Source organism: Streptococcus sp. 1001283B150225_161107_H12, from assembly GCF_015552665.1.
Taxonomy (GTDB): Bacteria; Bacillota; Bacilli; order Lactobacillales; family Streptococcaceae; genus Streptococcus.
In genome coordinates this window covers 32900-45790 of the sequence record NZ_JADNFC010000006.1, presented here as the reverse complement: position 1 = coordinate 45790, position 12891 = coordinate 32900, and the positions used below count along the sequence as shown (strand labels likewise).

Genomic DNA, 12891 nt, shown 5'->3' with positions numbered 1-12891 from the left:
TGAGTTTCATAGATGATCTATTTTTTCTTGATCGTTTCGTTTGCTTTTTCAGTAAAGGTCTTCAAAGCTGGTTCTGCTTTTTCATCCCCGTTTGAAACAGATTGCAACATTGGGAACCAAAGTGTACGCATTTCTGCAAAGCCGTCGATTGTGTTGTAGTATGGTGAGTAGTATTGAGTCCAAGTACTGATGGTTTCCATCCGTTTGTCATCATACAATTTACCAAATGAACTACGAACTGGGAAGGCACCTGTACGAACAACGTTCTTAGGACCCCATTCTTTGTCGTCTGCGATGAATTGAACAAATTTCTTAGCTGCTGCTACTTTCTTTTCATCCTTGTTGTTGAAGACTGCAAAACCATTGACAAGGTATTCCAATTTTGGTTTGCCTGTATCAGATGGGAATGGTACTTCGACTACTTCAACTTTACTTGCATCCAACAATTTAGCTTGGATACCGTTTTGTGAAGGCGCCCACAATATAGTGTAAGAAGTTTGACCGTTAGCGAAGTTTTGGATGTCTGCTCCACCATCAAATTGAGAACCGTTCATCATCAAACCGTCTTCAATCCATTTAGATGCTTTTTCCAAACCTTTGACAAATTTTGGATCATCTGTTGTATACTTGGTTACTTTTTCATCTGTTACAGAACCACCGTAAAGGTTAGCGATAAAGGCACGAGTACCTTGGTCTCCACCTTGACCGTTACTGAAGAGTGATCCTGGTGTGTAACCTTTGTCTTTCAAAGCTTTCAAGACTTTTTCAAAGTCGTCTGTTGTCCAGCCTTCTTTGACAAGGTCAAGAACTCCTGCATCTTCCAACATCTTCTTGTTCATCGCCATGTAGAATGGTGCTGAACTGATTGGGTACATGTAGGCAGTGTCGCCAGCTTTACTAGCTTGGATGATATTGTCGTTGTTGACATCTTTTACAAAATCTTCTGTAAAGAGGTCGTTCAAGTCAGCCAATTTACCATTTTTACCGTATTGAATAATCCGGCCTGGTGCGTCAAAGAGCACGTCTGGAGCAGTTCCAGCTTCGATAGCTGTCGTAATCTTTTCAGGACCAGATTTGAAGTCGATGGTTTCTAGTTTGACTTTGATATCTGGATTGGCTTTTTCAAAGGCTTCGATAATTGATTTTTCGTAGGTTCCTACACCATCATCAGCTTTTTCTTGGGTAAAGACTGGGAAGGCCCACCAAGTGATTTCTGTTTTACCAGAGTTATCGCTTGAAGATTCAGACTTAGATCCTCCTCCAGATCCACAAGCTGCAAGTGCTAGCACCGCTGCACCAGCTACCAACGAGCACAGTACTTTTTTCATTTTCATGTGATTTCTCCTCACGTTTGCGGTAAGATTTCTCTTACTTAGTATATCCTCACTGAGGACGGTGATTATTAAATATTCTCATTTCTACTGGATGATTTCTCTCTTCCTAGCTTCCTCCTTGTCTCTTTTTACTGTTCTTTTTTCTATTTTAAAGCCGCAACGAAGCGTTCTGTAATTTCTTTAGGTCGCGTAATAGCTCCCCCTACCACAAGCCCTCTGACACCCAGGTCATGAATTTCTTTGGCTTGCGCAGGATAGTGGATCTTACCTTCCGCAATTACATCGACACCCGCTTGGCAAAGTTGGCGAATCAAGTCAATGTCCGGTCCGTCTACTTTCGGGCTGTAATCTGTGTAGCCCGATAAGGTTGTTCCGACAAAGTCAACCCCTGCTTCGACAGCTGTTAAGCCTTCTTCAAAGGTGCTGACATCTGCCATCAAGAGTTGATCAGGATATTTCTCCTTCACTTGCTGGATAAAGTCGACAATCGATAGACCGTCATGACGCGGACGTTTGGTACAATCCAGGGCAATCACTGCGATATCTAATTCGGCCAATTCATCTACTTCTTTCATGGTAGCAGTAATGAATGGTTCTTCAGGAGGATAATCTCTCTTGATGATCCCGATAATCGGAAGCTTTGTCACTTCCTTGATCTCTTTGATATCGCGGACACTATTCGCCCGGATTCCAACCGCCCCTCCTTGCTCAGCTGCTTTGACCAAGAGAGGAATCACACCTCCTGCCTCTGTGTAGAGAGGTTCATGAGGAAGCGCCTGACAAGAAACGATAATGCCGTCTTTGATCTGTTGAATTAATTCTTCTTTTGTGATCTTGGACATACATTCCATCTCCTTTGTTTATTACGTCAACTCGAGTACTTGTGAGGTTATTATATAGTATTTTTAAAGCGCTTACAATATTCTGGAGCCATTTTGATAATAGTTTCATATTTTAAACTATTATTCCATTCCTCTGAAACTAGTTTCAGAGATGTAAACAATCTAAAACTTTTTTAGAAATTTTTTCCATTTCCAGATTTTTATACGAATAGTATAAGTGACCAAACAAAAAGAAAGGAGGACCTCAGATGTACTATACTCCCATTATCATCCCATGGTTTTTGTATTACTTCTTCCGTAAATAAATAAGGAAAGGGAATACCAAACATGAAAAAGAATACCAAAGCTTTTGTTTTATTGATCTTGCTTTCATTGATTTTATTTTAAACAAAAACTTGAAACGTAAGCTAAACACTGCATTGGCTATTGACCTTATCCTTGTTGCATCTAATCAGCTTAGCTGACACAAGATGAATAAAAGGCTACCCATACAAGCTAGCTCTATTGGAAAATTACCCTAGCTTTGCTTCTCAACAAAAATTAGGATTATTAAAATATGAGATGGCCTATCCACACTATAATCTTTGCAATCATCATCGCATTAACTGTTTTACATGATGCACACCTGATTGCGTTTCAACCACAGATTAATTTAGCCATTGCGGCTACAATCTATCTAGCAGTTGATGCTAGATGGCGACAAACAAGAAAGAGGAAAATTAAATGACAACAGAATTCACACAAAAATTCACACCCTTAACAGAAGAAGAATTGACACAAGTCGATGGGGGAGCTATCCCATTGATCGCTTGGATCATTGCTCATCCCTATCTATCTGGCTCTATTGCTGGTGGTGTAACAGCTGTCGGAACTGCCATTTGGGGAGCATTTAAATAATTAATTTGAAGGAGAAAAGCAATGATAGACCAAGTACAATTTAAAGATCTTACGCATGAAGAATTAAGTGATATTAATGGTGGAGGACTCCCTTTTCTGTTAGTTTTCGCTTACGGTTTTTCTTCTGCTTATATCGGGACAACAAAACTGATCGATGCATTTCATAGTAATATGACACGGAAATGGTAAAGGAGGAGACCTATGAGTCTGGTATTTATCACCCTCATCCTTTTGACAGGATACTGCATTCTTGATAAAAAAGCACCCAAACAGGTAGAAGGGTACTTTCCTAAATTTGCTATTGCCTTCATGGTCACTTTCACCATTCTGAACGAGGCAATTGATTTACTGTACACGATCTTACATTAAGGAGGACACCTATGGATACAAGCATCCATTATACTTGCCTAACGGAAGCTGAACTGGCGACCATTGATGGAGGAGTCTCCGTCTTTGACTCGGCAAAATTCATCGTTCAAACATGGAATATTTTATACAATTCCGGACGTGATTTTGGCCGTAGTATCATCAATGGCATCATGCACTAGAAAGGAGCAAGCATGAAACTCGAAGAAACACGTTTTAGAAGCTTGTCCGAGCAGGAACTCAGCCATGTAGATGGTGGATCCGTATGGATCACTGTTGGACTAATCGCAACTCCCCTACTCATGGGAACCTTCGCTGGCGCCTTTGACGAATACGCTCGCAAACGAGGCAAATAGTAACACTTCTTTATCATCTCACTTAACAGTACAAACATCCCAGCTATCATTCTATAGCTGGGATTTTCTATTGTTAAACGATCTTTTTAAGCAAAAAAATGAGGCTGGGACAAAAGTCCTAGCCTCTCAATTATTTTTTGATTGTCGAGCAATACGCAGTGGTTGAGTGGGCTCTACTACGCTGATTTGATCAGCTTTTACAGCCCTACTCAACTGTGCGGAGGTGGGACGACGAAATCGAATTCTAACGAATTACCGATTTCTGTCCCACTCTCATTTTTCTATCTTATTTAGGTGATGGATCTATCCAACTTCTTAGCTGAGGTCGTTATCAATAATGACTTTCAAGGCATTGTTTTCGCCAGCATGTTTGAAGATTTCGTATGCCTTTTCTGCTTCTGACAGTTTGAAATGATGGGTCACCAACTTCGTCGCATCAATCTTACCAGATTTCAAGACGTTAAGAAGCATTTCAGTTGTATTGGCATTAACCAAACCAGTATTGAGCGTAATGTTCTTGATCCAAAGGTCATCAAGATTGAAGCTAACTGGTTTACCATGCACTCCAACGTTGGCAATATGACCGCCGACAGAGATAATATTTTGGCAGACATCGAAGGTAGCTGAATAGCCCACACATTCCATCGAGATATCGACACCACGACCATCGGTCACTTCATTGATAAAGGCCTTGATTTCATCAATATTACTTGAACAGATGGTATGAGTGGCCCCAAACTTTTTAGAAGCTTCGAGACGTGATTCTGACAAGTCTACCATGATAATGGTTGCTGGTGAGAAGAATTGCACGGTTAATAGGGCCGCCAAACCGATTGGCCCTGCACCAACGATACAAACGTTGTCTCCAGGTTTCACGTGAGATGGGAGTACTCCAATCTCATAGGAAGTAGGCAGAATATCAGAGAGCATAACCAGGGCTTCATCATCTACAGAAGCAGGTGCATGATAGAGACTCCCGTCTGCGTGAGGGATATGGACATACTCTGCTTGGGTACCGTTGATCAAGTGACCAAGAATCCAGCCCCCATCTTCACAGTGGGAAGGCAAGCCACGTTTACAATAGTAGCAAGTGTTACAAGCTGTTACGCAAGAGATAATAACCTTGTCTCCTACCTTAAAGTTCGTAACCGCATCGCCGACTTCTTCGACAATCCCAATTCCTTCGTGACCCAGGATGGTCCCTTCTTTACAAGCTGGAACATCACCACCCAAAATATGGAGATCTGTTCCACAAATGGTCGTTTTCACTAAACGAACAATCGCATCAGTTGGTTTCTTGATCACTGGTTTTGGTTGATCAATCAACTGAAGATTTCCTGCGGATACATATGTTGCTGCTTTCATAAGCGACTCCTTTTTTGTTGGTTTTATCAAACCATTTTATTACAGTTTTTACTTTGTGAATATTATAACATACAAAGTAAGCGCTTGCAACATATTTATTAGATTTCTTTAAAAGATATTTTTTGATCACAAAAACCAATTTCTAGCGTTAAAATAAAGAAAAATCCCCCGCTCTTTTGAGCGAGGGATAGCTGATAAACATCAGTTGTTCGTTGGCGTCTTATTTACGACGTCCTGGACGTTCTTTGTAACCATAGTATGCATCTTCGATGATTTCTTGCATATGGTCTACCATTGGAAGACGTGGGTTAGCTGGTGAACATTGATCTTCGTAAGCAAGGAAGGCCAATTCACGAGAATGTTTCTTCCATTCTTTTTCATCGATTCCTTGTGCTTTGAAGTTCATTTCGATTCCTACGCGCTCACCGAGTTCGTAAACAGCTTTCGCGTAAGCTTCAACTGCTTCTTCTGGTGTAGAGCATGGAAGGCCAAGCATACGAGCGATGTCTTGATACTTCTCATCTGCACGGTAGTAGTTGTACTTAGGCCATGTTGCTGTCTTAGCTGGGCGTGTACCGTTGTAGCGGATAACGTATGGAAGCAAGATCGCATTGGTCCGTCCGTGAATGGTGTGGAATTGCGCACCAATCTTGTGAGCCATTGAGTGAGAAATACCTAGGAAGGCATTGGCGAAGGCCATACCAGCAATAGTTGAAGCGTTATGCATTTTCTCACGTGAGTGGAAGTCTGCATTCTTCACTGAGCTTTCCAAGTTTTCAAAGACAAGTTTGATGGCTTGAAGAGCAAGACCATCAGTGTAGTCGCTAGCCATTTGTGATACGTAAGCTTCAGTCGCGTGAGTCAATACGTCCATACCAGTATCTGCCGCAACAAATCCAGGAACTGTCAATACCAAGGCAGGGTCTACGATTGCCACAGTTGGTGTCAATGAGTAGTCAGCGATTGGGTATTTACGGTTGTTTGCTTTATCAGAGATAACAGCAAATGGAGTTACTTCAGATCCTGTACCAGATGTAGTTGGGATCGCGATGAATTTAGTTTTCTTACCAAGCAATGGGAATTTGAAGGCACGTTTACGGATATCCATGAATTTTTGTACAAGATCACGGAAGTCCACTTCTGGTTGTTCATAGAAGAGCCACATTACTTTAGCCGCATCCATTGGAGATCCACCACCGAGAGCGACGATAGTATCTGGTTTGAAGGCACGCATGATCTCTGTACCACGTTCAACAGTTGTGATATCTGGATCTGGTTCAACGTCTGCAAAGATTTGGTAAACTACCTTATTGCGACGAAGGTCAAGCTGTTCGATGATACGATCAAGGAAACCAAGCTCTACCATAGCGTGGTCTGTAACGATCATGACACGTTCAACGTCACGACATTTTTGTAGGTATTCAATTGAATCACGTTCAAAGTATGTTTTTGAAGGAAGTTTCATCCATTGCATGTTATTTCTCCGGCGTCCGACTTTTTTGATATTCAAGAGGTTGATTGCACTAACGTTGTCCCCAACAGAGTTACGTCCGTAAGAACCACATCCAAGTGTCAATGATGGCAAGAAGGCATTGTAAACATCCCCGATACCACCGAAAGTCGAAGGAGAGTTGCAGATCACACGAATGGCTTTAACTGCTTTACCAAATTCTTTGGTCAATTCTTCGTCAGCTGTATGGATGGCAGCTGAGTGACCAAGACCGTTGAATTCAACCATTTGGCGAGCTTTGTTAATTCCGTCTTCACGGCTTTCAGATTTCAAGACAGCGATGACTGGTGACAATTTTTCACGAGTCAAAGGCTCTTTTTCACCAACTTCTTTACATTCTGCCGCAAGGATATTGGTTCCTTCTGGAACTGAGAAGCCAGCTTGTTCTGCGATCCATGCTGCTGGTTTCCCAACGATGTCCGCATTCAATTTCGCACCCGCACAGTTTTTGCTGTTAGCTTTCACACCAAAGCAGAACTCTTCAAGAAGGGCTTTTTCTTTTTTGTTAACGAAGTAAGTGTGGTAAGATTTGAATTCTTCAACAAACTCATCGTAGATTTCTTTATCGATGATGACCGCTTGTTCAGACGCACAGACCATACCATTGTCAAATGATTTAGACATGACGATATCGTGTGCAGCTTGGCGGATATTAGCTGATTTTTCAACATAGGCAGGAACGTTTCCGGCACCTACCCCAAGAGCTGGCTTCCCACATGAGTATGCCGCTTTAACCATGGCATTCCCACCTGTTGCAAGGATAGTCGCAACTCCTTCGTGGTTCATAAGGGCACTGGTTGCTTCCATAGATGGTTGCGTGATCCATTGCACACAGTTTTCAGGTGCTCCTGCTTTAATCGCTGCATCACGGACGATTTGTGCTGCATGAGCTGATGATTCTTGAGCGGATGGGTGGAAGGCAAAAACGATAGGGTTCCGTGTCTTCAAGGAGATCAATGCTTTAAAGATTGCTGTTGAAGTTGGGTTGGTTGTAGGTGTGATCCCGCAGACAACTCCGACTGGCTCAGCAATCAAGGTCAAACCAGTGACGTCATCTTCTGAAATGACACCAACTGTTTTCGTGTGACGCATGTTATTTACTACGTGTTCACAGGCAAACAAGTTCTTAGTCGCCTTGTCTTCAAAGACTCCACGACCAGTTTCTTCATAGGCATGAAGAGCGAGCTCACCGTGAGCGTCAAGAGCCGCTACAGATGCTTTCGCCACAATGTAGTCTACTTGCTCCTGATCCAATTTGCGCATTTCTTCAAGCGCAACAAGTGCTTTTTGCACCAACTCGTCTACGTGTTTTTCAGCAGCGAGTTTCTTTTCTTCAGGTGAGAGAGTTTTTTTATCAGCCATTTGATGCTTTCCTCCAATGTTTGAAACCCTTATCCTTTTCCGGAACTTTTTCCTGTTTTCAGAAACTTTCAAGAATAGTGTAAGAAATTTCGATTTGTTAATTTTTTCACAATATTATTGTACTCTATTTTAGAAAATTTGTAAATAGTTTCACAAAGATTTTTTTAACTTTTTTCCATGAACCCTCCTTCTCCTTCTATACAGGAGTATTTTCAAGAAAAAATTGAAGGAATTTTTTGAGAACGCACTTCAATTTCACAAACAAATATTTTCACGCAATTTTTGTAAGCGTTTTCTTAATTTTACTAAAAAAAGCAATTTTCTTCAAGTGAAAATTGCTTAAATCATATAGTAAATTTTACGGTTTAACCGGCCCCTGATTGGCTTGATCAACTGCTTCTTTCACGACGTTGGCATACAGGTTTCCTCCAACATCGATGGAACCATCTGATTCTAAACCAAAATGGACATTATCCGTTCCAGCCCAAATCTCTGGATTATCGACAGCCACTTGGTACCAGTCTGCTACATAGACATAGTCATATTTTTTAGCCAATTCCAGCTGATACTGTCGAGTCTGAACGGTAACGCTATTGCTATCATTGGCTTCACGCCCATCATATGGGGTCACAAAGATTAAGCGATGTCCTTTTGGTAATTCTTGAACAAACTTATCCAACAATTCTTGATAATTATTAGAAGAGTTGGTTCCAAGTGCGATTACCACGTTCTTGAGTAAGACTCTATTGGCAATATCTGTTTCATATACTTTTAAGCCTGAGTCCAGATTGCGGCTCACCAAAGCATCTAATTGGATATCTGGCAGAACTTGTTTCAGATAATCTGATGCCCGGAGGTTTACAGAATCCCCGATCATGGTCACGCCATCTGATACATTGTAGGAAGTCGCTGAAGCATTGTCAACTTGGGCACGCGTGATCTGCATCTTGCTGTCGGATTGACGAAGCCCTTCGGTAATCAGGTTTTCATCAAAGGCTCCGACGCGTGGCGCAAAGAGTGCAATCCCAAACATGAGCAAGGTCAAGGGAATCGCGCTGTAAAAGAGTGGTTTCGTGAAACTTCTGAGATCCATCGAGATCCCAAAAATCTTCGGTTCACGTCCAGCCAAGGTTGGTTCAATAATATAGAAACTCAAGGCAGCAAGACTAAAGGATACAAGCGCTGTTAGTAGAGAAGCCCAGCCATTGGTCATTAATTGAGAAAAGATGATGTAAAATGGCCAGTGGAAGAGATAAACCCCATAACTGGTATCTGCAATAAAGGTAATCATTGCTGGTTCTTTCTGATTCGGTGTCTTTTCATGGAGGACACGCGTCATCACAATCATCACAGATGCAGCAAGAGTTGCTACTAAAAAGCCAAATAAATAGGTCCAAACACTATCAAAGGGAAGGATAAAGGTCAAGACCAACAAAACTAGAAAAGCACCCGCTAAAATCGCTAACGTCTTCTGTAGAGATAGCTTCTTCACTAATTGAGTAAGATTTGGGCTGGTCGTTGTAATCCCTGTCACTGTCGCTAAAGCACTCCCCACAAAGAAAGGAAAGACGTGAGCGATACTAGAAAAGTAGACATTGGACAAATTTTTGGTGACCAGCGCTCCGACAAAGAAGGTCAGGAAAGTCACCAAAAAGAGACCTGTCGAAGATAGGAAGATATAGCCTCTATATTGGCCAACTGATTTAGCTTTTTTACCCAAAAACCAAGCCAAGAGCGCCCAGAGGACATAGTAATGAACTTCAAGAGCCAAACTCCAAGTATGAATGAACAGATGGGGGATGAACTGACTTTCGTAACTTCCGCCACTTAACATCTCATAGAAGTTGGTCACAAATCCAAAGACGGCTGCAATCTGCGTCCCAATCCCAGCAATAAAGTCTCGTCTGACCAAGAAGGTAAAAGGCATGACCAGCAAGACCATAAAGACTAAAGGAGGGACAATCCGGTAGAAGCGTCGTCGAAGGAAGCCCTTGAGATCAATTTTTTGATGACGGGCAAACTCATCAATCAGAAGAGCCGTGATCAAAAATCCTGAGAAAGTAAAGAAGATGTCGACTCCAATAAATCCACCAGGAAAAACTTTTTGAAAGAAATGGTAGAGAAGAACGAGAAGAAGTCCCGTTATCCGTACCAATGAAAACCATTTAATTCGCATTTTGATAAATTCCTTGTTTAAACGTTCCCTTATAAACGACATTTTGTTCTGTCGTCAAGGTTCCCTGGCCTTCTGGTTGGCCATTGACAAATTCACCTTCATATTTCCAGCCAGCCTTGGCTGTAAAGGTTCCATAACCACTAAAGGTCCCATTGACAAAATTGCCCTTGTAGGTGTCCCCGTTCTCAAAAGTCACCGTCCCTTGGCCATTCATCTTGCCTCGGACGACACTTCCGTCGTAGCGAATAGCTCCCTTATCGAGGGTCAACACACCTCCGAAAGGAATGGAGGAAAGAAATACCCACAAAGCAGACAGAACAACGATCCCCAAGGACAAGCGTTCAATATTCTCTCTCGTAACATAGACCTTATAGGTCTCATATAATTCTTTTATTTTTTCCATACTCTGTTCATTCTTTTTATCTTCAGCCGGTTAGTCCTTTAAGGAGCCAGTCCGAAACTAATCTTCTAATCGTTCCAACCACTCTTGACAACCAGCTAGGACACGGCGATAGGTCTCTTCGAAATCTCCTGTGTACCATGGATCTGGAACACTTTCTCCTGCAAAGAGATGAATCTTATGCTCTGTTCCAGGCGGTGCCATTCGTTTGAGGTCAGCCACATTGTTTTCATCCATCCCTAAGATCAGGTCAAAGGTATGAAAATCTTGGTCACTGATTTGAAGGGATGTTTTAGACACATCATAGGGCACGCCATGACTGCGAAAAATCTTTTGAGTCCCTTGGTGAATAGGGTTCCCGTGCTCCCAGTTAGAAGTGGCACGGCTCTCAATCTCATACTGGTTGGTCAAATCCTTCATGACAAACTCTGCCATGGGGCTCCGACAAATATTTCCTAAACACACAAATACAATTTTCTTCATGACAGCACCTCCTTTCTATTATAACAGAATGTGAGAAAAATATAATCTGCTAAAATTATAATTTTGAGGCAAGATGAAAAAAGCCTGTCCACCATTGAGGTGGGCTGACTTTCTTTTTTTATTTAGGCAGGATGATCTGAAGGGCTGGCCATTTTCGTTTCCAATCTTTCTTCCGCATACGCTCTGTATAAACTGCCAAACGCTCGGGACTAGCTAAAAAATGTGGAGTTGGCTGAACGATGAAGTCTTCGATATCCCTTGTCCCATAGGGGAGAAAGAGCTCTAGCTGACCATCATTCCTTAAGCAAACTGCAAGAGCTGTACACTGCTCGGGGTATTTAGAAACCGCATCACAGGCACTATGATAAGGGGCCGTCCCTGGGCTATGTTGGTGCATGTAGACTTGATTTTTGACTTCCCAAGCGTACTGGGGATAGGTCTTCTTTAATTCCTGCTCGATCTGGAGAGTCTCCTCATAGCTAATCGTAGGGTCATAAAAGACCAGATCCAGATCTGTCGACGCGTCAAACCCTGGTCTGCCAGAAAGCTGGTTCCAGATAAAATTGCGCACAGCACCCGCTGCTAACCAGGCATCTGCCAGGTTGAGATCTCGAATAATAGCCAAGACTGTCATCATCTCTTGATCCGCTTGGATTTGCTCTACTATCGCTTCTTCCGTCAGCATTTTCTTCTAGTCTCCATTGTAGGGATAACCCAGGTGTTCATAAGCTTTGCGGGTCGCCACGCGCCCTGTCCGGGTCCGCATGATAAAGCCTTTTTGAATCAAGTAAGGCTCATACATATCTTCTACAGTCTCTCGCTCTTCAGCAATATTGACCGAAAGAGTCCCAAGGCCAACTGGGCCTCCTCCGTACATCTCAATCATGGTCCGCAGAATCTTTTGATCGACATAGTCCAGACCTTCATGGTCCACATCCAGCATAGAGAGGGCCTTGTCTGTAATGGTGTCGTCAATCAAGCCGTCGCCCATAATCTGGGCAAAATCACGCACCCGCTTCAGCAAACGGTTGGCAATCCGAGGAGTCCCCCGACTACGAAGAGAAAGCTCTTCGGCAGCCTCGTGGGTAATCTCCATCTCAAAGATCTCGGCGGTCCGCTCGACAATCTCTGTCAGATCATCTTGCTCATAGTATTCCATGTGCCCCGTAATCCCAAAGCGAGCGCGCAAGGGATTGGACAGCATCCCAGCTCGAGTCGTCGCCCCAATCAGAGTGAAAGGAGGAAGATCCAGGTGGACACTCCGGCTAGTCTCGCCAGCACCAATCATAATGTCGATGTAAAAATCTTCCATGGCGCTGTATAGCACTTCTTCGACTGACATAGGCAGACGGTGGATCTCATCGATAAAGAGGACATCGCCCGGCTCTAAGTCATTAAGGATGGCTACTAAGTCACCAGCCTTTTCAATGACAGGACCGGAAGTCTGCTTGAGATTGACACCCAGTTCATTGGCAATGACAAAAGCCATGGTGGTTTTCCCAAGCCCTGGAGGGCCAAAAAGAAGGACATGATCCAGCGCCTCATCCCGAAGCTTGGCTGCCTCAATAAAGATTTTTAGCTGGTCTTTAACCTTATCTTGACCAATATATTCATGTAAATATTGTGGGCGCAGCGTCCGTTCAACGGCCTCTTCATCGCCCATGATTTCATTGTCTAAAATTCTACTCATACAGTCTATTATAGCAAAAAATGATGCCTCTGATGATTTAAAATCATATTCTATCCAATATATCACTAATTATTGATTGTTGGCTGTTGGGAATCGATTCCCCTCTTAAA

Annotated in this window: 14 protein-coding genes; 5 read left to right on the top strand and 9 right to left on the bottom strand. The window is 42.7% G+C overall.

Going from position 1 to position 12891, the window contains the following annotated elements; all coding sequences use genetic code 11:
- Nucleotides 1–17: 17 nt before the first annotated feature.
- Both I2C87_RS08495 and I2C87_RS08490 read right to left on the bottom strand, forming a co-directional pair.
- The gene (locus tag I2C87_RS08495; protein WP_048717102.1) at nucleotides 18–1334 is read right to left on the bottom strand and encodes an extracellular solute-binding protein; all 1317 of its coding nucleotides are present in this window, start codon (nucleotides 1332–1334) and stop codon (nucleotides 18–20) included.
- Nucleotides 1335–1477: 143 nt separating this feature from the next.
- Nucleotides 1478–2176 carry an N-acetylmannosamine-6-phosphate 2-epimerase gene (locus tag I2C87_RS08490; RefSeq protein WP_129270548.1) on the bottom strand — a complete coding sequence of 233 codons (699 nt, stop codon included), beginning with the start codon at nucleotides 2174–2176 and terminating at the stop codon, nucleotides 1478–1480.
- A gap of 723 nt (nucleotides 2177–2899) precedes the next feature.
- On the opposite strand from I2C87_RS08490, the gene I2C87_RS08485 reads away from it, so the two are divergent.
- The 5 genes from I2C87_RS08485 to I2C87_RS08465 are packed head-to-tail and all read left to right on the top strand — an operon-like array spanning nucleotide 2900 to nucleotide 3795.
- Nucleotides 2900–3073, top strand: a complete 174-nt coding sequence (locus tag I2C87_RS08485; RefSeq protein WP_117745137.1) for a Blp family class II bacteriocin — start codon at nucleotides 2900–2902, stop codon at nucleotides 3071–3073.
- Nucleotides 3074–3094: 21 nt separating this feature from the next.
- Nucleotides 3095–3262, top strand: coding sequence for a class IIb bacteriocin, lactobin A/cerein 7B family (locus I2C87_RS08480; RefSeq protein WP_006595269.1), 168 nt, complete (start codon nucleotides 3095–3097; stop codon nucleotides 3260–3262).
- 12 nt (nucleotides 3263–3274) lie between these two features.
- Nucleotides 3275–3442: a hypothetical protein gene (locus I2C87_RS08475; RefSeq protein ID WP_006595270.1), complete on the top strand. Its 168-nt coding sequence runs from the start codon at nucleotides 3275–3277 to the stop codon at nucleotides 3440–3442.
- 11 nt (nucleotides 3443–3453) lie between these two features.
- A complete protein-coding gene (locus I2C87_RS08470; RefSeq protein WP_129270552.1) occupies nucleotides 3454–3621 on the top strand; it encodes an alcohol dehydrogenase in 168 nt (55 codons plus the stop codon).
- Between the two features lie 12 nt (nucleotides 3622–3633).
- On the top strand, nucleotides 3634–3795 hold the full coding sequence (locus I2C87_RS08465; protein WP_006595272.1) for a hypothetical protein: 162 nt from the start codon (nucleotides 3634–3636) through the stop codon (nucleotides 3793–3795).
- A 315-nt stretch (nucleotides 3796–4110) separates the two neighbouring features.
- On the opposite strand, the gene I2C87_RS08460 is transcribed toward I2C87_RS08465, so the two are convergent.
- The 7 genes from I2C87_RS08460 to ruvB all read right to left on the bottom strand — a co-directional run bounded on the left by I2C87_RS08460 (nucleotide 4111) and on the right by ruvB (nucleotide 12781).
- Nucleotides 4111–5160: a zinc-dependent alcohol dehydrogenase family protein gene (locus I2C87_RS08460; RefSeq protein WP_195324630.1), complete on the bottom strand. Its 1050-nt coding sequence runs from the start codon at nucleotides 5158–5160 to the stop codon at nucleotides 4111–4113.
- 220 nt (nucleotides 5161–5380) lie between these two features.
- Entirely contained in the window at nucleotides 5381–8032 is a 2652-nt protein-coding gene (adhE, locus tag I2C87_RS08455) for a bifunctional acetaldehyde-CoA/alcohol dehydrogenase (RefSeq protein WP_195324629.1), read from the bottom strand.
- A gap of 358 nt (nucleotides 8033–8390) precedes the next feature.
- Entirely contained in the window at nucleotides 8391–10208 is a 1818-nt protein-coding gene (locus tag I2C87_RS08450; RefSeq protein WP_195324627.1) for an acyltransferase family protein, read from the bottom strand.
- A complete protein-coding gene (locus I2C87_RS08445; RefSeq protein WP_195324625.1) occupies nucleotides 10198–10611 on the bottom strand; it encodes a hypothetical protein in 414 nt (137 codons plus the stop codon). The genes I2C87_RS08450 and I2C87_RS08445 overlap by 11 nt, the downstream gene beginning before the upstream one ends.
- 57 nt (nucleotides 10612–10668) lie before the next feature.
- A complete protein-coding gene (locus tag I2C87_RS08440) occupies nucleotides 10669–11091 on the bottom strand; it encodes a low molecular weight protein-tyrosine-phosphatase (protein WP_129270557.1) in 423 nt (140 codons plus the stop codon).
- Nucleotides 11092–11209: 118 nt separating this feature from the next.
- Nucleotides 11210–11776 (bottom strand): nucleotidyltransferase family protein, encoded by a 567-nt coding sequence (locus I2C87_RS08435; protein ID WP_195324623.1) that lies wholly within the window; start codon nucleotides 11774–11776, stop codon nucleotides 11210–11212.
- A gap of 6 nt (nucleotides 11777–11782) precedes the next feature.
- A complete protein-coding gene (gene ruvB, locus I2C87_RS08430; RefSeq protein ID WP_045760104.1) occupies nucleotides 11783–12781 on the bottom strand; it encodes a Holliday junction branch migration DNA helicase RuvB in 999 nt (332 codons plus the stop codon).
- Between the last annotated feature and the right edge of the window lie 110 nt (nucleotides 12782–12891).